General features: G+C 60.8%; 14 protein-coding genes. 10 read left to right on the top strand and 4 right to left on the bottom strand.

Translation table 11 applies throughout. The features are described from left to right. Positions 1 to 7: 7 nt before the first annotated feature. The 4 genes from ACQ4MS_RS04205 (at position 8) to ACQ4MS_RS04190 (ending at position 3,207) form a co-directional block, all read left to right on the top strand. Positions 8 to 1,126: an ABC transporter permease subunit gene (locus ACQ4MS_RS04205; RefSeq protein WP_431097941.1), complete on the top strand. Its 1,119-nt coding sequence runs from the start codon at positions 8 to 10 to the stop codon at positions 1,124 to 1,126. Between the two features lie 11 nt (positions 1,127 to 1,137). Then, positions 1,138 to 1,905: an ABC transporter ATP-binding protein gene (locus tag ACQ4MS_RS04200; protein WP_431097939.1), complete on the top strand. Its 768-nt coding sequence runs from the start codon at positions 1,138 to 1,140 to the stop codon at positions 1,903 to 1,905. Positions 1,906 to 1,919: 14 nt separating this feature from the next. Then, the gene (locus tag ACQ4MS_RS04195; protein WP_122957366.1) at positions 1,920 to 2,639 is read left to right on the top strand and encodes an ABC transporter ATP-binding protein; all 720 of its coding nucleotides are present in this window, start codon (positions 1,920 to 1,922) and stop codon (positions 2,637 to 2,639) included. 181 nt (positions 2,640 to 2,820) lie between these two features. After that, entirely contained in the window at positions 2,821 to 3,207 is a 387-nt protein-coding gene (locus tag ACQ4MS_RS04190; RefSeq protein WP_431097938.1) for a DUF2845 domain-containing protein, read from the top strand. 304 nt (positions 3,208 to 3,511) lie between these two features. On the opposite strand, the gene ACQ4MS_RS04185 is transcribed toward ACQ4MS_RS04190, so the two are convergent. Both ACQ4MS_RS04185 and ACQ4MS_RS04180 read right to left on the bottom strand, forming a co-directional pair. Then, positions 3,512 to 4,513: a Bug family tripartite tricarboxylate transporter substrate binding protein gene (locus tag ACQ4MS_RS04185; RefSeq protein WP_431097937.1), complete on the bottom strand. Its 1,002-nt coding sequence runs from the start codon at positions 4,511 to 4,513 to the stop codon at positions 3,512 to 3,514. Between the two features lie 227 nt (positions 4,514 to 4,740). Beyond that, positions 4,741 to 5,793 carry a CDP-6-deoxy-delta-3,4-glucoseen reductase gene (locus ACQ4MS_RS04180; RefSeq protein ID WP_431097936.1) on the bottom strand — a complete coding sequence of 351 codons (1,053 nt, stop codon included), beginning with the start codon at positions 5,791 to 5,793 and terminating at the stop codon, positions 4,741 to 4,743. A 60-nt stretch (positions 5,794 to 5,853) separates the two neighbouring features. Here ACQ4MS_RS04180 and ACQ4MS_RS04175 point away from each other — a divergent pair, with 60 nt between their 5' ends. From ACQ4MS_RS04175 to ACQ4MS_RS04165, 3 genes are all read left to right on the top strand, one after another. Continuing rightward, positions 5,854 to 6,780 carry an NAD-dependent epimerase/dehydratase family protein gene (locus ACQ4MS_RS04175; RefSeq protein ID WP_431097935.1) on the top strand — a complete coding sequence of 309 codons (927 nt, stop codon included), beginning with the start codon at positions 5,854 to 5,856 and terminating at the stop codon, positions 6,778 to 6,780. A gap of 301 nt (positions 6,781 to 7,081) precedes the next feature. Then, positions 7,082 to 14,584, top strand: a complete 7,503-nt coding sequence (locus tag ACQ4MS_RS04170) for a beta strand repeat-containing protein (RefSeq protein WP_431097934.1) — start codon at positions 7,082 to 7,084, stop codon at positions 14,582 to 14,584. A 28-nt stretch (positions 14,585 to 14,612) separates the two neighbouring features. Further along, on the top strand, positions 14,613 to 16,304 hold the full coding sequence (locus ACQ4MS_RS04165; RefSeq protein WP_431097933.1) for a ShlB/FhaC/HecB family hemolysin secretion/activation protein: 1,692 nt from the start codon (positions 14,613 to 14,615) through the stop codon (positions 16,302 to 16,304). A 138-nt stretch (positions 16,305 to 16,442) separates the two neighbouring features. Here the strand turns inward: ACQ4MS_RS04165 and ACQ4MS_RS04160 are convergent, their stop codons facing one another. Together ACQ4MS_RS04160 and ACQ4MS_RS04155 are read right to left on the bottom strand one after the other, a co-directional pair. Then, on the bottom strand, positions 16,443 to 17,501 hold the full coding sequence (locus ACQ4MS_RS04160; RefSeq protein WP_431097931.1) for a S1C family serine protease: 1,059 nt from the start codon (positions 17,499 to 17,501) through the stop codon (positions 16,443 to 16,445). A gap of 39 nt (positions 17,502 to 17,540) precedes the next feature. Beyond that, the gene (locus ACQ4MS_RS04155) at positions 17,541 to 17,825 is read right to left on the bottom strand and encodes a hypothetical protein (protein ID WP_431097930.1); all 285 of its coding nucleotides are present in this window, start codon (positions 17,823 to 17,825) and stop codon (positions 17,541 to 17,543) included. A 727-nt stretch (positions 17,826 to 18,552) separates the two neighbouring features. Here ACQ4MS_RS04155 and ACQ4MS_RS04150 point away from each other — a divergent pair. From ACQ4MS_RS04150 to ACQ4MS_RS04140, 3 genes are all read left to right on the top strand, one after another. Then, on the top strand, positions 18,553 to 19,953 hold the full coding sequence (locus tag ACQ4MS_RS04150) for an alpha/beta hydrolase family protein (protein WP_431097929.1): 1,401 nt from the start codon (positions 18,553 to 18,555) through the stop codon (positions 19,951 to 19,953). 173 nt (positions 19,954 to 20,126) lie between these two features. Beyond that, complete coding sequence (locus ACQ4MS_RS04145) at positions 20,127 to 21,134, top strand: hypothetical protein (RefSeq protein ID WP_431097928.1); 1,008 nt, start codon at positions 20,127 to 20,129, stop codon at positions 21,132 to 21,134. A 1-nt stretch (position 21,135) separates the two neighbouring features. Next, complete coding sequence (locus ACQ4MS_RS04140) at positions 21,136 to 23,448, top strand: YcaO-like family protein (RefSeq protein ID WP_431097926.1); 2,313 nt, start codon at positions 21,136 to 21,138, stop codon at positions 23,446 to 23,448. The last annotated feature ends 16 nt before the right edge of the window (positions 23,449 to 23,464 follow it).

Raw genomic sequence — 23,464 nt, 5'->3', positions numbered from 1 at the left:
AACCCTCATGAATTCTGTAAAAACCAAAAAACTGGTCACCTTCCTGATCGTCGCGGCGGCACTGCTGGTGCTGCCTTTGATCCTGCAACAAGGCGGCAACGCCTGGGTGCGCATTCTCGACATGGCACTGCTGTACGTGTTGCTGGCCCTGGGCCTGAACATCGTGGTCGGCTACGCCGGCCTGCTGGACCTGGGCTATGTTGCCTTCTTTGCCGTCGGCGCCTACCTGTTTGCGCTGCTTGGTTCGCCCCATCTGGCCGATGCCTTTCCCTGGATTGCGGCGCAATTCCCCAACGGGCTGCATTTGCCGATCTGGGCCATCATCCCGATGGCTGCGGCGCTGGCGGGCTTCTTCGGCGTCCTCCTCGGCGCACCGACCCTCAAGCTGCGCGGCGACTACCTCGCCATCGTCACCCTGGGCTTTGGTGAAATCATCCGCGTGTTCCTGAACAACCTGGACCGTCCGATCAACCTGACTAACGGGCCCAAGGGCATCAACCAGATCGATTCGATGAAGTTTTTCGGCTTCGACCTGGGCAAGCCGCATGAGTTTTTCGGCTTCGAGGTCAACTCGGTGTCGATGTATTACTACCTCTTCCTGGTGCTGGTGATCGTCTCGGTCGTGGTTTGCCACCGCCTTGAGAACTCCCGTACCGGCCGCGCCTGGATGGCGATCCGCGAAGACGAAATCGCCGCCAAGGCCATGGGCATCAACACCCGCAACCTGAAGCTGCTGGCTTTCGGCATGGGCGCCACCTTTGGCGGTGTGTCAGGGTCAATGTTCGCCGCTTTCCAGGGTTTTGTGTCTCCCGAATCCTTCAGCCTGATGGAGTCGGTCATGATCGTCGCCATGGTGGTGCTGGGCGGTATCGGCCACTTGCCGGGCGTCATTTTGGGCGCCTTGCTGCTGGCCGCGCTGCCTGAAGTGCTGCGCCATGTGGCCGGCCCGCTGCAGGCCATGACCGACGGCCGCCTCGACTCCGCCATCCTGCGTCAATTGCTGATCGCGCTGGCCATGATCATCATCATGCTGATGCGTCCGCGCGGCCTCTGGCCCGCAGCGGAGCACGGCAAGTCGCTGAACAAGCCTGTCGGTCCAGATCCTATTCAGTCAATCAATCCCTAAGGAGAATGGACATGAGTGAAACCATTCTTAAAGTCTCCGGTGTCTCCAAACGCTTCGGCGGTCTGCAGGCCCTGAGCGATGTCGGCATCCACATCGAACGCGGCCAGGTCTACGGCCTGATCGGCCCCAACGGCGCCGGCAAAACCACCTTCTTCAATGTGCTGACAGGCCTGTACACGCCCGACAGCGGCACCTTCGAGCTGGCCGGCAAGGCCTACAAGCCCACAGCCGTGCATGAAGTGGCCAAGGCAGGCATTGCCCGCACCTTTCAGAACATCCGCCTCTTCGCCGACATGACGGCGCTCGAGAATGTGATGGTCGGCCGGCACATCCGCACGCATTCCGGCCTGATCGGCGCGGTATTCCGCACACCGGGCTTCAAACAGGAAGAAGCCGCCATTGCCAAGCGCTCGCAAGAGCTGCTCGACTATGTGGGCATCGGCAAATACGCCGACTTCAAGGCGCGCACGCTGAGCTACGGCGACCAGCGCCGCCTGGAAATCGCCCGGGCCCTGGCCACCGACCCGCAATTGATTGCGCTCGACGAGCCGGCGGCCGGCATGAACGCGACTGAAAAAGTGCAACTGCGCGAGCTGATCGACCGCATCCGCAAGGACAACCGCACCATTTTGCTGATCGAGCATGACGTGAAGCTGGTCATGGGCCTGTGCGACCGCGTGACCGTGCTCGACTACGGCAAGCAGATCGCCGAAGGCGCGCCCGCGGATGTACAAAAAGACGAAAAAGTGATCACGGCCTATCTGGGCACGGGTCATTGAAGGAAAGCAAGAACATGGCAGCAAACACACTCCTGAAGGTGACCGGCCTGAAGGTCGCCTACGGCGGCATCCAGGCGGTCAAGGGCGTTGACTTCGAAGTCAATGACGGCGAACTGGTCACACTCATCGGCTCCAACGGCGCCGGCAAGACCACCACCATGAAAGCCATCACCGGCACCTTGCCGATGCTGGACGGCGACATCGAATACCTCGGCAAGAGCATCAAGGGCCGTGGCGCTTGGGACCTCGTCAAAGAAGGCCTGGCCATGGTGCCGGAAGGCCGCGGCGTTTTCACCCGTATGACGATCACCGAAAACCTCCAGATGGGCGCCTACATTCGCAGCGACAAAGCCGGCGTTGCCGAAGACATCGAAAAGATGTTCGTGCTGTTCCCGCGCCTGCGAGAGCGCAAGGATCAGCTGGCCGGCACCATGTCGGGCGGTGAGCAGCAGATGCTGGCCATGGGCCGCGCGCTCATGAGCCGGCCCAAGGTGCTGCTGCTCGATGAACCGTCCATGGGCCTGTCGCCCATCATGGTCGACAAGATCTTCGAAGTGGTCAAGGACGTTTCAGCCCGCGGCGTGACGGTGCTGCTGGTCGAGCAGAACGCCAGCCGCGCGCTCGGCATTGCCAACCGCGGCTATGTCATGGAGTCGGGCAACGTCACCATGAACGGCGACGCGAAAGAGCTGTTGAATGACCCGCGTGTCAGGGCTGCGTACCTCGGCGAGTGAACGAGTGCCCCCCGCGTGCCAGCTGGCGCAGCGGGGCGCACATTCAAGTCGTAATTCTGGCAAACTGCGCAGGGCATAAATGCCTTGCGGCACTAAATCTTTCCGCATAGAGTTCGAAGGATGCGCACCATGCGCATTCCGACCCGGTCCATTCCGGCTCGGTTTTTTAGGAGTGCAAAAAATGAACCGATATGTTGTTCGCACTGCTGTCGTGGTGTTCGCCTTCCTGGCGTCATCCTTGTTTACGGGGGCTTCTGCCCAATCGCTGCGCTGCAAGGGTGACCTCGCGCAAATAGGCAACTCGAAGGGCACCATCCTGCAAAAGTGCGGTGAACCTGTCATGAAGGACACGTTCTGCAAGCCCACGCAGGACACCGTGTCCAGCTCGACCGTCGTGACGCCGGCCCAGCCGGGTTCTGCCAACAGCACTACCAACATCACCGTCAATACCTGCCAACAGGTGGAAGAATGGACTTACAACCCCGGTTACGGACAGTTCATGACCATGCTGTTATTTGAGGGCGGATCCCTGAAAAGCATTCGCTACGGGGATCGCGTAATGAAATGAGCCCCCATGGTCGCTCACTGCGTGTAGCTTCTTGACCCTCGAGGGGTCGCTGCGCCAGCGGCCCGGCGAAGCCGGTTCCGCAGGCCCTGCTTGAAAAGGCGGGACTTCACGCGTTGAGGAATTGAAAAGGCCGGTTTCCGCAAGGAGCCGGCCTTTTCTTTGGGTGTCAGCAGCGCCGACGGAGGTTATGGCCTGCAAAGGCGCTATAAATTTAATAGCTGCTTGCGCCCGACCTTTAAGGGCTACGGCACTAAAACGCTTAATTTCTACGATCTGGCGAGCCCAGGCGGGCTTGCCTGTCCGGTCAGTCCACCTTGGCGCCTGACGCCTTCACCACTTTTTCATACTTCACCATCTCGCTTTTCATGAAAGCGCCGAACTGTTCGGGCGTGTTGCCCACCGGTTCGGCCATCAGTGTGGCAAAGCGGGTTTTGGCTTCGGGCGTGTTCAGCGCGGCGACAAACGCCTGGTTGAGCTTGGTGACCACGTCTTTTGGTGTGCCCGCAGGCGCCACCAGGCCCCACCAGGTGTCAATCTCAAAACCCTTGAGCGTTTCGGCCACGGCAGGCACATCGGGCAGCATGGCGCTGCGTTTGGCGGTAGTGACCGCCAGTGCCTTGAGTTTGCCGGACTTGATGTTGGCCGATGCCGTGGCCAGGTTGTCGAAGTTGTAGTCCACCTGGCCGCTCAGCAGCGCGAGTTGCGCCGGATTGCCGCCGTTGTAGGGAATGTGCAGCGCAAAGATGCCGGCCTGCGCCTTGAACATTTCGCCAGCCAGGTGGCCCGCGCTGCCATTGCCGCCGCTGGCGTAATTAAGTTTGGCCGGGTTGGCCTTGGCGTACTTGATCAAGTCTCCGAGGGTGTTGATCTTCAGCCGTTGCGCGGCGTCGGCGTTGATCACCAGCACGTTGGGTACGCGCACCAGCTGCGTGATGGGTGCGAAGTCCGTGGCCGCGTTGTACGGCATCTTGCTGTAAAGCCAGGGATTGATAGCGTGGGTTGCGACGGCGGAAATTCCGATGGTCATGCCGTCGGGTTGTGCCTTGGCGACGGCGTCGACGCCAATGTTGCCGCCGCCGCCGGGCTTGTTTTCAATGATGACGGTGCCCAGCGTGTCCTTGACGCGTTCGGCCATCAGTCGGGCCGTCACGTCGATCGGGCCCCCTGGCGCATACGGCACGATGATGCGCATGACTTTGGTCTGGGCGTGGGCCAGGGGGGCGGACAGCGCGATGCCGGTGATGAAAAGTGTGCCCAGGCATTTGCCGAGCAGGGAAACAAGGGGGGAAATGGGTCGAATGTTCATGGTTCTATTGTTGCAAAAAATTGACCGTGATATGGCTATCCGGTGTGGGCCATCCGGTTTTAAGCCATGACAGTCTGCCAAGGAGGTGGGGCTTTGAGCGCCATTTGCCCGCGCATAAAAAAGCCCCGGCTGACGCATCAATCGGGGCGTTTCTTTTTCTTCTTCTTTTATTCTTCTTGTTTGTCGGGGTGTGCCGCCAGGAAATCCTGGAAGCCGTCAAAACGCACTCAGATCTCAGCGGGCACGGTCGCCTGGGCTTTTTCCTTTTCGGTCACAAAAGAGTCGGCGTAAAACTCGTCGTCCGGCAAACCCGCAGCCGTGTAGGCGGCCTGGGCCGAGTCCACGACGATTGGTGCGCCGCAGGCATAAACCTGGTAGCCGGACAGGTCGGAAAAGTCTTCCAGTACAGCCTGGTGGACAAAGCCGGTGCGGCCGGTCCAGTTGTCCTCGGGCAGCGCATTGGAAATCACCGGCACATAACGCAAATTCGGCATTTCGGCTGCCTTGGCCTTGACCCACTCATCCATGTACAAATCGGCCGGCCGGCGTCCGCCCCAGTACAGCACGGCCGGACGCGTGATGCCCTTGAACTGGAGGTGTTCGATCAGTGCCTTGATGGGCGCAAAACCGGTGCCCGAGGCCAGCAGTACCATGGGTTTGTCGCTGTCTTCACGCAGGTAGAAGCTGCCAAAGGGGCCCTCAATGCGCAGGATTTCCTTTTCCTTCATGGGACCGAATACATGCTCAGTGAACTTGCCGCCCGGCATGTGGCGAATATGCAGTTCCACGCCCGGGTTGTCGGCCTGGGTGTGCGGGGCATTGCCCATCGAGTAGGCGCGGCGGTCGCCGTCGCGCAGCAAAAATTCCACATACTGGCCGGCGTGGTACTTGAACACATCACTGGCCGGCAACTGCAGGCGCACCACCATCACGTCGTGCGAGGCCTTGGACAGGCTGTTGACGCGCACCGGCATCTTCTTGATCGGGAAGGCGCTTTCATCGGTGACGTGGCGTGATTCGAGGACAACATCGCTCGTGGCCCTGGCGCTGCAGGTCAGGATGAAGCCGTTCGCCTCTTCCTCGGGTGACAGGGCCTTGACCTGGTGCGCGCCGTGCAGCACGCTGCCCTCCAGCTTTTTGGACTTGCAGGAACCGCAGGCACCGTCCTTGCAGCCGTAGGGCAGGCCGATTCCCTGGCGGATGGCGGCGGCCAGCAGGGGCTCATCCACCTCGGCCACGAATGTCCTGCCACTGGGTTGCACGGTCACGTTAAAGCTCATATTCGGTATCCTTGCGGTATCTGTTCTCGACTCAGCCGGTTTCCCCGGCAACCCCCAATTTTGCCCTCAAACCTGAATCCCTTAGGCGCGCTGCCTTTCCGCTTCCGCCGCGAGCGGGTTTTGATCGTCGGCTGCGGTGATGTAGGGCTGCGCGTGGCCCGGCTGCTGCCGCGCAATGTCCGGCTGTTGGCACTTACCTCGTCGCGGGAGCGGTTGCCCGCCCTGCGCGCACAGCGCATCACGCCGCTGCAGGGCAACCTGGACGATGGCGCTTCCCTGCGGCGCCTGGCGGGGCTGGCTACGCGGGTCGTGCACCTGGCGCCGCCGCCTGGCGACCAGCCCGACTGGCGCACGGATCCGCGCACGCAGGCGCTGCTGCGTGCGCTGCGCCTGCGCAGCCTGCCGCAGTCGCTGGTGTACGGTTCCACCAGTGGGGTGTACGGAGACTGTGGTGGGGAGTGGGTGCGCGAGACGCGGCCCTTGAGCCCCCGCACACCGCGTGCCCAGCGGCGTGTGCATGCCGAAGGGCATCTGCGGCTCTTTGGCCGGGCCACAGGGACGCACGTGCACCTGCTGCGCATCCCCGGCATCTATGCGCCTGACCGCGAAGGCGGCACGCCGCGCGGCCGGCTGCTCAAAGGTACGCCGGTGCTGCGTGCGGAAGACGACGTTTATACCAACCATATTCACGCCGACGACTTGGCACGCGCCTGCCTGGCGGCCTTGTGGCGCGGCAAGCCCCAGCGTGCCAGCAACGCCAATGACGACACGCAGTTGAAGATGGGTGACTATTTCGACCTGGCGGCCGATCTCTACGGCCTGCCACGGCCGCCGCGTCTGGCGCGCGGCACGGCGCATGAAGAGCTTCCGCTGATGCTGTTGAGTTTTATGAGTGAATCACGCCGGCTGGACAACACCCGCCTGAAGCGGGAGTTGCGGCTTCGCCTGCATTACCCGACGGTAGAACAAGGCCTGCGCAATTGTTGAGGTCTGGTGCGCGCGGCGGATTCGAAGGCAAGGCCGCCGGTCTCCTTTAAGCGGGAAATCGCTGCTTGCTACCCGCTTGACTCGTTCTTGCTGTGTTTTTTGCACAACAGTACCTGGGTCAAATGTTACAACCAAAGAAGTAACTATTTGCAACTTTTTGCTACGACCTGGAGCACGTTTCCATTAAGCCCAAAAAGAACTTTTTTTAACCCGATGTGCCGCGATTCCTTTGTGCATACCATCGCCCGAATAACCCCTCTTATCAAGAAACTGATGCAGAGGGACTTGTGGGATGTAAAAAATGCACAAAAAAAGCTCGAAAAATTCGCGTCCGGTAGCGCAAGTTGTAACAAACATCGGCCGGCGCACGCCCGCCACGGCGCCGCCATTTTTTGATGTATTCGGCCGGATGGCCGGTGGCGCTGCGGGCAGATGGACTCTGCGCAAGCCCGTAACGGCGGTTTTGCTGCTGGGAGCGGCAACGGCCCAGGCCGGCCCGGTGGACGGCCAGGTCACCTCGGGCGCAGCCAGCATCTCGCAGAACGGTAACAGCACCACCATCAACCAGTCCAGCCAGAATGCTTCACTGACCTGGAAGAGCTTTAACGTCGGCGCGCAGGAAAGCGTCAATTTTGTCCAGCCCTCGGCCAGCGCCATCGCGGTCAACCGTATCCTGGACACCCACGGCAGCCAGATCCTGGGGCAACTCAATGCCAACGGGCAGGTCTTCCTGATCAACCCCAACGGCATCCTGTTCGGTGCCGGTGCCCAGGTCAATGTGGGCGGCCTCGTAGCATCAACGCTGGATGTCAAGGATGCAGACCTTAACAGCAGCAAGCGCAGTTTCAGCGGCCCAGGTGCAGGCAGCGTGGTCAATCAAGGAAGCATCAATGCCGCCACGGGCGGCTATGTCGCCCTGATCGGCAATACCGTGCGCAACCAGGGCACCATCAGCGCCCCGCAGGGCAGCGTGGCGCTGGCGGCGGGCAGCGCGGCCACCCTGATCTTTCAGGGCAACCAGCTGCTCAAGGTCGAGGTAGACCAGAGCGTTCTCAACAGCCTGGCCGAGAACGGCGGATTGATCCTGGCCGACGGTGGGCAGGCGCTGATGAGCGCCGGTGCGCGGAATTCACTCTTGGCCAGCGCAGTGAACAACACCGGGGTGATCCAGGCACGCACGGTGGAAAACCGCAGCGGCACCATCATCCTGCTGGGCGGCATGGCAGCCGGCACCGCCAACGTTGCGGGCACGCTGGACGCTTCGGCACCCAACGGCGGCAACGGCGGTTTCATCGAGACTTCGGGTGCGCATGTGAAGATCGCCGACAGCGCCCGCATCACCACCGCAGCCCCTGCAGGCCGTAGCGGCACCTGGCTGATTGACCCGGTGGACTTCACCATTGCCGCCGCGGGCGGGGACATCACCGGCGCAGCCCTGAGTGCCAACCTGGGCGGCGGCAATGTCATCATTCAGAGCACCAGCGGTGCCACGGGCACGGCAGGCGATGTCAATGTCAACGACGTAGTGAGCTGGAGCGCCAACCAGCTGACGCTCAATGCGCAGAACAACATCAACATCAACGCCAATCTCAATGCTTCGGGCACGGGCAAGCTGGCGCTGGAATACGGCCAGGGCACCGGGGCCGGCACCGGTAACGGCTACAACTTCAACAACGGCGCGAAGATCACCCTGCCGGCGGGCAACAACTTCAGCACCAAGCAGGGCAGTTCCGGCATCCCCGTCACGTACACCGTCATCACCGACCTTGGTGCCGCAGCCAGCACCACCGGCACCGATTTGCAGGGCATCAGCGGCAATCTCAATGGGCGCTATGTGCTGGGCGCCGACATCGACGCATCGTCGACCAGCACCTGGAACACCGGGAGTGGATTCACGCCCCTGGGCAGCAGCGCGGCGCAGTTCACCGGCACACTGGATGGTTTGGGCCACACCGTCACTGGCCTTACCATCAACCGGCCCACCGCCGAAGAAATCGGCCTGTTCGGCCGCGTGAGCAGCTCAGGCCGCATCAACAATCTGGGCCTTGTCGGCGGCAGCGTCTCGGGCCTCAGCAAGGTGGGTGCGCTGGCCGGATGGCTCGGCGGCAAGATCCACAACAGCTATACCGACAACACGCCTGTGACGGGCAGCAGCACGGTTGGCGGGCTGGTTGGGCTGAGCCAGGGTTCCATCACGAACAGCCACGCCGGTGGTGCGGTGAGCGGCGGGCTCTCCGTGGGAGGACTGGTCGGCTGGAGCCAGGAGGCCATCGTCAACAGCTATGCCACCGGTAACGTCACTGCCTCCAATCAGTGGGCTGGCGGTCTGGTCGGCGACATGCTCAACAGCGCGACCATCAGCGGCAGTTACGCAAGCGGCAACGTCACCAGCACCAGCCAATATGTTGGCGGGCTGGTGGGGCGATGGAACAGCAATAGCAGCCTGGTTGCGGCCATCAGTAACAGCTATGCGACCGGCGCTGTGACCGGTACGAGCCATGTCGGTGGCCTGGTGGGGCATAAGGAAGGTGCCGGAGGCGCGATCGACAACAGCTACGCGGCTGGGGCCGTAAGCGGCACCAGCAATCTGGGTGGCCTGGTCGGCTTGTGGAGTACCGGAACGGCGATCAACAACAGTTTCTGGGACGCCACCACGACCGGGCGTGCCACCAGCTCGGGTGGCGGCACGGCCATGACCACGGCCCAGATGCAACAACAGGCCAACTTCAGCTCGGCCACGGCCGCCAACGGCAACGTCAACCCGAACTGGGATTTCACCAGCGTCTGGCGCCTTTATGAGGGAAATAGCCGTCCCCTGCTCAAGGCACTCATGAAGGCTACTACGGTCACCGTCGCCAATACCAGCAAGACCTACGACAAGCTGTCCTGGAATGGTGGAACCAGCGTCAGTTGCTCCGACGTGGCCTGCGGCAGCCTGTCGGGGAGCATCGGTTTCGGGGGAACCGCCCAGGGCGCGGTCAATGCCGGAAGCTATACCGTGACGGCGTCCGGCCTGTATTCCAACCAGCAAGGCTACGACATCAGTTATGCCAATGGCACGCTGACGGTGAATCCCGCCAGTCTGGCGGTCACAGGCGTGGGCGCGGACAACAAGGTGTATGACGCCGGCCTGGGTACCACCTTGAACGGCACAGCCAGTGTCACGGCGATTGCCGGCGACACGGTGAACGTGGCCGGCACGGGCAGCGGTGCTTTCGCCAACAAGAATGTGGGCAACGGCAAGGCCGTCACGGTCACGGGCTACACCTTGAGCGGCGCCGATGCCGGCAACTATGTCATCGTTCAGCCCACGGGCCTGACCGCGAACATCACGCCGGCCAGCCTTGTCGTTGGCGGCGTGACGATCCAGAACAAAGTGTACAACGCCAACGACGCCGCCACCATCAACGGCACGGCCAGCGTCGCAGCTTTCGCCGGTGATACGGTGAACGTGGCCGGCACGGGCATCGGTCGATTTGCCGACAAGAACGTGGGCAACGGCAAGGTAGTCACCGTGACCGGCTACACACTGGGCGGCGCCGATGCCGGCAACTACACCGTGGTGCAACCCACAGGTTTCACGGCAAACATCACGCCCGCAAGCCTGGCTGTCACAGGTGTGGGAGCCAACAACAAGGTCTACGACACCACGAACACGGCTACGCTCAATGGAACAGCGGCCGTCACCGCTCTCGCCGGAGACGCGGTGAGTGTGAGTGGCGGAAGCGGCACCTTCGCCGACAAGAATGTGGGCAACGGCAAGGTAGTGACCGTGACCGGCTATACGCTGAGTGGTGCCGACGCCGGTAACTACACCGTGGTGCAACCCACCGGTGTCACGGCCAACATCACACCAGCCAGCCTGGCTGTCACGGGTGTGGGAGCCAACAACAAGGTCTACGACACCACGAACACCGCTACGCTCAACGGAACAGCAGCCGTCACGGCGCTCGCCGGCGACACGGTGACCCTGGGCGGAACGGGCAGCGGCACCTTCGCCAACAAGAACGTGGGGAACGGCAAGGCCGTCACGGTCACGGGCTATACATTGAGTGGCGCTGATGCCGGCAACTACACCGTGGTGCAACCCACCGGTGTGACGGCAAACATCACACCAGCCAGCCTGGCTGTCACGGGTGTCGGTGCCAACAACAAGGTCTACGACACCACGAACACCGCTACGCTCAATGGCACAGCCGCTGTGGCCGCATTGGCCGGAGACGCGGTGAGTGTGAGTGGCGGAAGCGGCACCTTCGCCAACAAGAATGTGGGCAACGGCAAGGTCGTGACGGTCACGGCGTATACATTGAGCGGCGCTGACGCCGGCAACTACACCGTGGTGCAACCCACCGGTGTCACGGCCAACATCACACCAGCCAGTCTGGCTGTCACAGGTGTGGGAGCCAACAACAAGATTTATGACACCACGAACACCGCTACGCTCAACGGAACAGCAGCCGTCACGGCGCTCGCCGGCGACACGGTGACCCTGGGCGGCGCAGGCAGCGGCACGTTCGCCAACAAGAACGTGGGCAACGGCAAGGTAGTGACCGTGACTGGTTATACATTGAGCGGAGCCGACGCCGGCAACTACACCGTGGTGCAACCCACTGGCGTCACGGCAAACATCACACCAGCCAGTCTGGCTGTCACAAGTGTGGGAGCCAACAACAAGGTTTATGACACCACCAACACCGCTACGCTCAACGGAACAGCAGCCGTCGCGGCGCTCGCCGGCGACACGGTGACCCTGGGCGGAACGGGCAGCGGTACCTTCGCCAACAAGAACGTGGGCAACGGCAAGGTCGTGACCGTGACCGGCTATACGCTGGGTGGTGCCGACGCGGGCAATTACACCGTGGTGCAACCCACCGGCGTCACGGCAAACATCACGCCGGCCAGCCTGGCTGTCACGGGTGTAGGAGCGAACAACAAAGTGTATGACGCCAGCAATGCTGCCACCCTCAATGGCGCAGCCGCTGTGGCCGCGCTGGCCGGCGACGTAGTGAGTGTGAGCGGTGGTAGCGGCACCTTTGCCGACAAGAATGTGGGCAACGGCAAGGCCGTGACCGTGACCGGCTATACATTGAGCGGTGCCGATGCAGGCAACTACACCGTGGTGCAACCAACGGGGTTGACCGCGAACATCACTCCCGCCAGTCTGGCTGTTACGGGTGTGAATGCCAGCAGCAAGGTGTATGACACGACCACTAACGCCACGCTTGGTGGAACGGCGGCAGTAGCTGCATTGGGCGGCGATGTCGTAACTTTAGGAGGAACGGGCAGCGGCACCTTCGCCAACAAGAATGTAGGCAACGGCAAGGCCGTGACGGTGACCGGCTATACGCTGAGCGGTGCCGACGCCGGTAACTACACCGTGGTGCAGCCCACGGGTTTGACCGCGAACATCACGCCAGCCAGTCTGGCTGTGACCGGTGTAGGGGCAAACAACAAGGTGTATGACGCGAGTACTGCCGCCAGCCTCAATGGCACGGCCGCGGTGACTGCATTGGGCGGCGACGCGGTGACTGTGAGCGGCGGCAGCGGCACCTTCGCCAACAAAAACGTTGGCAATGGCAAAGCCGTGACCGTGACCGGCTACACCTTGAGTGGTGCCGATGCAGGCAACTACACCGTGGTGCAACCAACGGGGCTGACTGCAAACATTACACCGGCAAACCTGACAGTCACGGGTGTGGGAGCGAACAACAAGGTCTACGACACCACGAACACCGCTACGCTCAATGGAACGGCAGCAGTCACGGCGATTGCCGGCGACACGGTGAACGTGGCCGGCACGGGCAGCGGTGCTTTCACCAACAAGAATGTAGGCAACGGCAAGGCCGTGACGGTGACCGGCTATACGCTGAGTGGTGCCGACGCCGGTAACTACACCGTGGTGCAACCCACCGGTGTCACGGCCAACATCACACCAGCCAGCCTGGCTGTCACGGGTGTGGGAGCCAACAACAAGGTCTACGACACCACGAACACCGCTACGCTCAACGGAACAGCAGCCGTCACGGCGCTCGCCGGCGACACGGTGACCCTGGGCGGAACGGGCAGCGGCACCTTCGCCAACAAGAACGTGGGGAACGGCAAGGCCGTCACGGTCACGGGCTATACATTGAGTGGCGCTGATGCCGGCAACTACACCGTGGTGCAACCCACCGGTGTGACGGCAAACATCACACCAGCCAGCCTGGCTGTCACGGGTGTCGGTGCCAACAACAAGGTCTACGACACCACGAACACCGCTACGCTCAATGGCACAGCCGCTGTGGCCGCATTGGCCGGAGACGCGGTGAGTGTGAGTGGCGGAAGCGGCACCTTCGCCAACAAGAATGTGGGCAACGGCAAGGTCGTGACGGTCACGGGCTATACATTGAGCGGCGCTGACGCCGGCAACTACACCGTGGTGCAACCCACCGGTGTCACGGCCAACATCACACCAGCCAGTCTGGCTGTCACAGGTGTGGGAGCCAACAACAAGGTCTACGACACCACGAACACCGCTACGCTCAACGGAACAGCAGCCGTCACGGCGCTCGCCGGCGACACGGTGACCCTGGGTGGCACCGGCAGCGGCACGTTCGCCAACAAGAACGTGGGGAACGGCAAGGCCGTGACCGTGACGGGTTATACATTGAGCGGCGCTGATGCCGGCAACTACACCGTGGTGCAACCCACCGGTGTGACGGCGAACATCACGCCAGCCAGCCTGGCTGTCACGGGTGTCGGTGCCAACAACAAGGTCTACGACACCACGAACACCGCTACGCTCAATGGCACAGCCGCTGTGGCCACATTGGCCGGCGACGCGGTGAGTGTGGGTGGCGGAAGCGGCACGTTTGCCAACAAGAACGTGGGCAATGGCAAAGCCGTGACCGTGACGGGTTATACATTGAGCGGCGCTGATGCCGGCAATTACACCGTGGTGCAACCCACCGCCGTTACGGCAAACATCACACCGGCCAGCCTGGCTGTCACGGGTGTGGGGGCCAACAACAAGGTCTACGACACCACGAACACCGCTACGCTCAACGGAACAGCAGCCGTCACGGCGCTCGCCGGCGATACGGTGACCCTGGGCGGAACGGGCAGCGGTACCTTCGCCAACAAGAACGTGGGCAACGGCAAGGTCGTGACGGTCACGGGCTATACATTGAGCGGCGCTGATGCCGGCAATTACGTCATAGCCCAGCCGGCCGCCGTCACCGCAAACATCACGCCGGCCAGCCTGACCGTCACCGGTGTGAATGCTCAGAACAAAGTCTTTGACGGTACAACCGCGGCCACTTTGGGCGGTACCGCCGCTGTGGCAGCCTTGGGCGGCGATGTGGTCGGCGTCAGTGGCGGCAGCGGTGCTTTTGCCAATGCGAATGTGGGCAACGCAAAGCCCGTGACCGTGACCGGCTATACCCTGACCGGGATCGACGCGGCCAACTACACGGTGGTGCAACCCACCGGGCTGACCGCCTCCATCACCGCACCGCCTGTCGTGCCAGTGTCCGCGCCTTCAGGAACACCTGGGAGGGGATCTGCTGGTGAAGGTGCCGATGCTGCCATGCAGCAGGCTATGGATGGGACACGTTCCAAATCCGGCCTGATCGAGGTATCGCCCATCCTCCGGGTAACTCGCAGCGCAAGCAGTGATGCCTCTGGCGGGGAAGAGCTGGTGGTTTCCAGCGGGGCCGTCGAAGTGCCGAAAGATGTGATTCCCCGCGGAAGAAAAGACCCGCGCCTGCACATCGTTGACGGCGGCGTGCAGCTGCGCAGCAGTGTGTTGGCTGCTCAAAAATAAGTCCGGTGTGCCGCACAGAAGTTTTCTCATGAAATGCAACGTAATTGGCAAACATGCTGTGCTGCTGTTGGCAGCCGCGCCCCTGTTCACGGCCCAGGCGGCAGATCCGCTGCCGGTTGATATCGGCACCATCCTCCATCAGGTTCAACCGTCCCAGCAAACCGTCCCATCGCCCCGCGGGGATAGGCCCCCCCTCAATAATCAGCAGGACACCCCGCCGCCGCCTCAACGACCCGCGGTGGCGGTGGATGTCAAATCGATCAATATCGTCGGCAACACCTTGTTCGAGACAGCCACGCTGCACGCGCTGGTTGCCGATGCCGAAGGGAAAAGCCTGACGCTTGACCAGCTCGACGAAATGGCCTCGCGTATAGGCCAGTATTACCATGGCCGCGGCCAAACCTTTGCGCGGGCCGTGGTGCCCGCGCAGGTGATCCAATCGGGCGTTGTGCGCTTTCTGGTGATCGAGGCGCGCTACGGCAAAGTCGGCATCAACAACCAGACGCGTGTGAATGACCTGCTGCTGCAGGCGACAGTAGCGCCGTTGCAAACCGGCCACCCGGTTGAGCAGGCCTTACTGGACAAGTCCCTGCTGCTGCTGTCGGACATACCGGGCGTGGTGGTGCAGGCGACCTTGCGGCCCGGCGAAGGAATGGGTAACTCCGATCTGACCATTGATGCCACGCCCGGCCAGGCGGTTTCCGGAAGCCTGGTCCTGGACGGTTACGGCAACAAGTACACCGGCAGAGCCCGCCTTGGCGGTACGGTGTACTTCAACAACCCTTTGAAGCAGGGCGATGTTCTCAGCCTGAGCGGGCTGAGCTCCGGGACGGGAGTGAACTATGGGCGGGTGAGCTACGAGTCCCTATTGAACGGCCGCGGCACGCGCGCCGGTGCCGCCTATTCCTCGCTGGACTACAAAATTGGCAAGTTCCTTGAGGTGCTGGGCGCGCATGGCTCCGCCGAAACCGGCAGTCTTTGGGGCAAACATCCGTTGGTGCGAAGCCAGACGGTCAACCTCTACGGACAGATTCAGTACGACACCGTGCAGTTGCGCGAACGCGTCGACCTCGCGGGGATAAAAACAGACCGGCATCTCGATAGCTGGACTTCCAGTCTCACCGGGGACTGGCGGGATACGGTGATGTCCGGTGGCATCAATACCTGGAGCCTGGGATGGACCCGGGGCCGGGTGGTTTTTGATGCTGCCGAGGCCCAGCTGGATGATGCGGCCAGTGCAAAAACACAGGGCGGGTTTTCAAAGACCAATCTGAGTTTCTCCCGTCTTCAGCGCCTGGGGCAGAACGGCACCTTGCATTTTTCATGGGCCGGCCAGTGGGCGAATACCAACCTCGACTCGTCGCAAAAGATGTCCGTGGGAGGACCCCATTCGGTACGTGCCTATGACGTGGGGGCGTTGTCGGGTGATACAGGTTACCGGGGGAGCATTGAGGTGCGCTATGACCTGGGGCAGGCCGGTGGCGGAAGGCTCCAGGCGGTGGCGTTCTGGGATGGTGCCTACCTGAAGATCAACCAGCGCCCCTGGGTGGCAGGTACCAACACCGCCACATTGAGTGGAGCGGGGTTCGGCCTTGACTGGACCGGGTTCAACCAGTGGCGGGCCCGGGCTTATTTCGCTTCGCCCCTCGGGCCGGTCCCCGAGCTGGTCAAGACCACGGATTCTGCGCGCGTGTGGACCGAGGTTGCTTACAGGTTTTGAAGGCTCCGCTGCTTGTGCCCGCTCCCCCGCTCCCGGCCATTGGTGCGAAGGCTGCCAACTTTCGTAGCCAATATTGCTATCAAATTAATAGCTGTTTGCGACGGTTTGTAAGGGATAGCGCCTGTTTTCCTAAAAAAATCAGATGCCGGCGGGTTTTTTGAGCGTCAGCATCCGGTCCTGCGCCTTCAGGACAATGGTCTTGACTTCCGCACCCTGCAGTACCGTTAGTTTGACTTCCGCATCGGGTGCGGCCCGGTCCCACAGCTTTTTATAAAAAGCCTCGAGCGTGGCGACCTTGGCATCGTCCACCGCCAGCACGACGTCGCCTGCCGTCAGCCCGGCCAGGTCCGCAGGGCTTTCTTTGCTTACCCGAAGAATCTGTATGCGCCCGCCCTGGTCGTTGGAAGTGATGCCCAGCCATGGCCTGCGGCTCTTCGTACTCAGGCCCGCACGCTGCAGCTCTGCGAGGATGGGTCGGAGCAAATCCACCGGCACAAACATATTGCCCGGCAAGCGGCGGTTTTCGCCGGTGGCATCAGATACCAGCAAAGAGCCTATGCCCATCAGCTCGCCCTTCTGGTTAAAGAGCGGGGCGCCGCTGTGGTTGCCGCCGCTGGCCATCACCGGCGGGCTGGTGAACAACGCCGATTCGATGTGGTATTCCCAGCTGCCGGAGAATGCGCGCCGGCTGACCAGCCGGGTCATGCTGACGTCGCCGTCGTCATCGGGTTGCGGGCCGGTGACGGCCATCAGCGGTTCACCGGGCTCCAGGTCCTTGCTGCTGCCCAGGGCCGCCACGCCGACACCACGCAGCGGCAGCAGCGGGCGTAGCAGCCCGAAGCCGGTGGCCAGGTCGTAGGCCACGGCGCGCGCCGGCAATGTCCGGTTGTCCTGGGTCACGATCTCGATGTGCTCCGCCTCCAGCATCAGGTAGCCGATGGTCAGGATGAGTCCGTCCTGATTGATCTGCACTCCCGTGCCGGCACGGCGCAAGCCCAGTGTTTCGGCCGAGTGAGCATCTTCCATCGCCGTGGCCTTGATGCCGACCACCGCTGTCGTTGCCCGGGTCAGTGCATCCATCATGGCCTGTGCGGCCGGTGGCTGCAAGGTGGCCGCGTGCGCGGTGGGTAGCCACAGCATGCAGGGCAATAAGGCGCTTGAAAGAAGGATGCAGAGCCACTGACGCAAGGTGCACATGACGGACTCCTGAAGCGGCAGGAAATTTCTGCCCGCAGTTCAAGAATGCACGTTCTTAAAAGGCGTGACAAGCGGCGGGGTTAAAAGATCGCACCGGAAAGGTAACAAGCCGCAGTGTTGAGCCGGCTGGAGGCGGGGATGACCGTTGCTGCGAATACGGCGAGTTCCGTCATCGGGGAATATGCCGGGTAATTTTCCTTGCCGCTCGTCCCCTTCCTTGTATTTCTGTGCAATTTGATAACGGTAATCGGAAAGGCCCTGCAATATTTGGAATGGCTGACTTAAGCGTGGCACAAACTTCAAAAGTTCAAAAGCGACTGCCATTTCGAAACCTGAATGTCCAAGTAATTAGTACCCAATCCAGCAACTCACTTCCTCAAAAAATAAGGTAACTGATCTCGCAGTTTTTGCTTATTGCGATACAGTTTGGAACAAATATGAGGGAGGGCTCCTTATGGAGCGTAGGACATGTCAGTCAGTCCAAACGGCTGGAGAAGACTTGCGCAAAGCATGTGGTCGACAGCATGGGCCCTGCCGCTGCCATTTTTTTTCCGAGACGGCAGTAGCTTTAATTGATGCCTGCGAGCGTAGTGGCCCCAGGATTCCCCGTCAGCAGCGCCGGGGTTCTACCGTCTCATCTATGGGGCTCCCGCTGCTTCTGGGGGTGCGCGTGGCGCCCGGGCCATGGCCGTGATTCGCAATCCTGTACCCGTGTTAGCCACTCATCCTGAATTCATGGTGAAAACATGAAACAACCCCGCTGAAACCGCTTTACGCCGCTCATTTTGCGGTCAAGGAAAAAATGAAACTCCACACAAAACCTGGCATCCTGGTTGGCATTGGGCTTTCCCTCGCTGGATGGCTTTGTTGCACCATGGCATTGGCGCAAGCGCAGGATTGGACGGTACAGACCTTATCTCACCGTACAGCGGCCACCGGAGAGCGGGCTAAGCTTGCCATTGCCATATACAAAGCACCGTCTGGGGCCGACCCAGGCAACGCGCAGCCCGTGCGGCATGTGCTCGTATACCCAAGATCGGCGGGCGACCCCGTGTTCAAGATCGAAGCCGGCGCAACGGCTCTGTCGTTGGGCGGGCCCTGGGTGCGGGGTGTGGCGCAGTTGCAGGCGCAAGGCGTCGCAGTCGTCTATGTGGATACACCCAGTGATGCCGCAGGCCGCGGCATGACGCAACGGCCGCCCCGTGAGTTCAGACAAGACCTGGCCGCTGTCGCCAAGGAGGTGCGACAGCGGTTTCCCGGCGCGCAAATTCACCTGGCCGGCCTCCTCTGGGTGGCTCCGCTGCTGGACATTGCGGGGGATATGGAAGATTTCGGAAAAATCGTGCTGGCCGCCAGCGGGCTGCTCGATAACCGTACCAGCGACTGGAGTAACTTGCGCAAACCCGTGCTGATGTTGCACACGTCCACCGCTCAATGCGACGCCACCCCATTTCTCGAAGCCCAGGCGATTGCCAAGCGCAGCCGTTTTACCTTCGTCCAGGTCGGCTATAGACGGCAGGAGGAAAAAGACGACTGCGGGCGCAACAGCCAGTTTTTGATGGCGGGGCAGGAGGCGCTGGTTGCAAAAGCGGTAGCCGAATGGTTGGATGGAAAAGAGGTGGCGGCCACCATTGGGCAGACCAATCCACTCATTGCCTGGCGCGAAGAAATTGTGAGCTATCAGGCCCCCGGCACCTTTGGCAGCAACCGGCTGGAGGCCACCTTGCTGTTACCCGAAGCCCGTCGCTTCGGTGCCGGTCCTTATCCTGTCATGGTCTGGAACCATGGCGATGTAAGCCTGGATCACCCCGCCGTGCGCTACAAAAGCCGCATCCGCGACTTGGGCCTCGCTCGTGAATTTTTGAACTTGGGCACAGCCGTGCTGATGCCGGCGCGCAAGGGTGTGGGCATGTCAGAGGGGACATATCCCAGAGGATTCAGAGCAGGGGATGCGGATCCCGTCTATCTGGCGCGTGTGCATGCTGAAGACATCGTGCCTGCTCTGGCCTGGCTTAAAACCCGGCCTGAACTTGATGCGAACCGGGTGATATTGGCTGGCCAGTCGGCAGGCGGTTTCACCGCCATGTACCTTGCCAGCCAGAACCTCGGGGGCATGATAGGCGCCATCGATTTTGCCGGCGGGCGGACCAATATGTCGGAAGCGCAGAGCCCCACCTACCTCAACCAGATGATGGTTGATGGTTTTGCGGAACTGGGCAAAACCACCCGCATTCCCACGCTCTGGGTTTTTGCGGAAAACGACAGCCGTTACACCGCCGAGACCATTCGCACTTCCTATGACGCCTTTCAGGCGGCAGGGGGCAAAGGGCGTCTTTTATTGAGCCCGCCACTTGAGGGTGATGGGCACTTTATTTATGCCAAACCCGGGCTTTGGCGTGCGGCGCTCAAAGAGTATTTGAGTGAGATAGGAGTAGTCACTTATGCCAAATAACCCTGCCAAGTAATTGCCAAGTTGTTGGCAAGCCAGGTGCAGAATTTGGTAAGGAGCCATGGGTTTCTCGCCTCCAGTGGCAAGGCAAACCTCCCGGCTTTCCAACTATTCAACTGCACTTGCGCTGGTGACAGCCGCCAACTGGCAATAGCTCCAGAATATCCTGCCTATCAATGTCCTACATTCCCGTCACCTTGAATCATTTTCGGGCCCTAAAGGCCTGGGCCGACAGCTCCAACGCCCAGGTCGACCTGGACATCAGAACTTTTAACCTTGAGGTAAAGCTCCGCAATCGTTACTACACACTCAAACCCAGGTTTTTGCTGAATAAAAACGGGCAAATGGCCTATTCGACCGAGTTGGCGAGAAACGTCACGGGGTTCATCGGCTGGCTGCCCTATGACATCCTGCGCTGGGATATTTCCCAGGACAAGCTGCTGTTCAAGGGGTTTCTGAAAAAAGCCGAACTCGGTTTTCCGGCAACTTGGCCGTCCATCAGCGATGCTGAAGGTGGTTTTCTGGTGAAGCAACCGACGGGATCATTCGGTTACCAGATTTCGGGTCCCTATCGCAACGTTGGCGAAGTGCCAGCTGTAAAAGATGCCGTGTTGGAGAACAAAAGCGTGGGCATTGATTTTGCCGAGCAGTTTATTGTCGGCACCAACCTCAAAGTCTGGTTTTGGGGCGCTACGGCGTTTTATGCGCACGTGCACGCATATCCGACTGTGATGGGCGACGGCGTGTCTACACTGCAGGTCTTGATTGAATCGCGCTTGGCGCAGACGGGAAAAACGCTGGGCGCAGATGAGGGCAGTGCAAACGTGCTCTGCTCGTTGAATTTTCAGCAAGTCAAGCTCGCGGACATCCTGCCCAGGGGGCGCGAAGTGTGGATCGATTTTCGCTACGGGCGCCAGTACGCGTCCACGTCGCCCACTGCGGAGTCGGACAACGATCTGGGCCGGGTCAATGCGCACATCAGGCAGCAGATTGATGCGATGGGCGTAAAGGTCGGGCAGGAATGCCTTCGCCGTTTCAAGGCGCCCGTACTTTATTCGGTTGACGGCGTTACTGATGAAGCCGGCAAGGTCTGGTGGCTTGAAATCAATTCAAACCCCATACTCCCTCCAGACGGGTATCCGCTCGTTTTCTTCTCTCTGTTCGGCGCGGACAAGAAATCCTGATATGACCGTGATGTCCCGCGCATCCCCCTCCCGAAGACCTGCCAACCTGGCGCTCAACATCGTTCTCAATGAGGCAACGCCTGCGGATGTCAGGGGGAGCTTTACGGATCCCGGCCGCCTGTCTCCAATGATGGCCGGGTCTTGCCGGCTTGAGGGCGCCCTGCTTGTTGTTCGCAGTGCCACGCAGGATGTGGAAGTGCGAGCACCAAAGGCCATGCTGGCGCAAGTGTTTAAACTTTGTGACGGTACGCGAACGGTGCGCGAGATATTGCAGTGCTTGCCTGCGAGTTTTAATGCGGAGGAGTTCCAGCAGTTCATCGAATTTCTGCTGGATCAAGACGCCTTGATTGATGCCAACTTGGTCAGCGCCCACGCGGCTCGCTATGCATTTCAGGGCAGCCCTTTTGGCCTGTCGGCGGATGCAGCCACTACGAACCAGATATGCCGGAGATTCCTGTGGAACAAAGAGGGGGCCGCGGGGGAGCTTCCGCCAGGCAGCCGCAGAGTGACGGCGATGCCGCTCCGGGATTTTTTTACTGATCGCGTGTCGACTTATACCTTTGCTGAAAAGGATATTTCGGAACGTGCACTGCTGGGACTGCTGTGGTCGGTGGCCGGTGTAGTGAGCGTCAAACATGAACGGGTCGGTTACGTCACGCCGAAGCGGACCATTGCCTCGGCCGGTGGAATGCAGCTCGTGCAGGTGTTTGTGGCCTTGCAGAAAAAAGTTGGCACATACAAACCAGGGGTCTATCGGGTCAGCTATCCGGATGAGAGAGTGGTTGCCCTGGAACTCCTGGGCGATGGGCAGCGGCTGATGCCAAGGGCATTTTCGAAGCCTTGGGAGTTGACCTACGCCACCGGTGCTGTTTTCCTGGCAGCCGACCCTCGGGTGGCCGCCATGCGGTATCGCAATCGCTCCCTGCAGTACCTTTTTATGGAGGCCGGTGCCGGCCTGCACAACGCCGGCTTGAGTGCTTCGAAGCTGGGCCTCGGCTTCGCGACGATAGGGGGTTATTACGAAAGCGTCGTCAGCAAAATGTGCCGTCTGCAGGCGGGGGTATTGGTGTTGGGTTCGGCGATATTCGGTGCAAAACCCACGGCAGAACAAATCGGCCTGATTGATCGTTCACCCGATCTGGATTTTGCCTGGGTGGATGGTGATTCGGCCCGCTTTGCCATGCCGTTTCACCTGGCCCGTGCCAAAGTGATTACATCGGGCGACGGCAGACCCCACACCTGGGGCAGGGATGCGGACCCCTGGCTTGCCTTTCGCAAGGCCGCCGCAGAAGCCGTTGAGCGCGAAGGGTTTCGGGAACCTCGCCAGCTCACATGGGGGCGTCTGGACACGCTTTCGAACGGGCTTGATCCGACGCAGTTTGTGAAGTATTCCGAAAAGCAATATGCGAGCCCCTCATTTCCCTACGAGCGCTTCGATGCGGAAGTACCTCACCTGTGGACTGCAGGGGTGGATTTAAAGTCCGGAAGCGCAGTGCAGGTGCTTGCAGAGCTGGTGTTCTCACGACAAAGCCTGGCGCCGCATACAAAACTTCAGCGACGGCCTTTTTCGCAGGTCACCTCGTCAGGCTGTGCCGCTGGCACTTCAAGGGATGACGCGGTTTTCAGGGCGCTTCTTGAAGTTGTGGAACGCGATGCCTTCATGAGGCATTGGCTTGCCCAGTCACCTGGCGCTATGGTGAAACACTCCTCTGTGTCATCGACTGTCCACAATCGCATCAGAATCCTTGAACAGGCCGGCTGCAAAGTAGCCGTGCAAAAACTGGACTCCCCATGGGCACATGTGTGCCTCGTTGCGGCCCAGAGCCAGACATATCACTTCACCACCATGGGCACCGCGGCCAATGCGGATTTCAGGAAAGCACTTGAAAGCGCACTCGATGAGACTGAAGCACGAGTCTACGCATGGATTCACGGCCATGAGCCAAAGATATCAATCCCGGCAGATGTCACCACAACAGACCATCACTTTGAGCTGTATGGTTTAAAGCGCTACTTTCGGCGCGCCGATCGCGTTCTTTTCCCCGAAGCTGAAACCGCTGACGCGCGCCTTGCGCCCCTGCAATTCAGGACCCTGTCGCAATTGGTCAACCGGTTTGCGATCCAGGGGTTGAGTCCGGTCATGGTTGACATCACACCCGAGCATTGTTTTGTCGACCAGGGAAGAACGCCGCTTTCAGTGGTAAAAGTACTGGTCCCTGGCTTACTGCCTATTTCGTTTGGGTATCAGCAGGAGCCTTTGGGACTGCTGCCTCACGTCCATCCCGGATCAAAATTTCCGCATCCCTTTCCTTAACTTCAAGAAAGACGGC

Origin of the sequence: Polaromonas aquatica, assembly GCF_050626995.1 — a bacterium.
Lineage (GTDB): Bacteria > Pseudomonadota > Gammaproteobacteria > Burkholderiales > Burkholderiaceae_C > Polaromonas > Polaromonas aquatica_A.
This window is presented reverse-complemented; position numbering and strand designations above follow the sequence as displayed.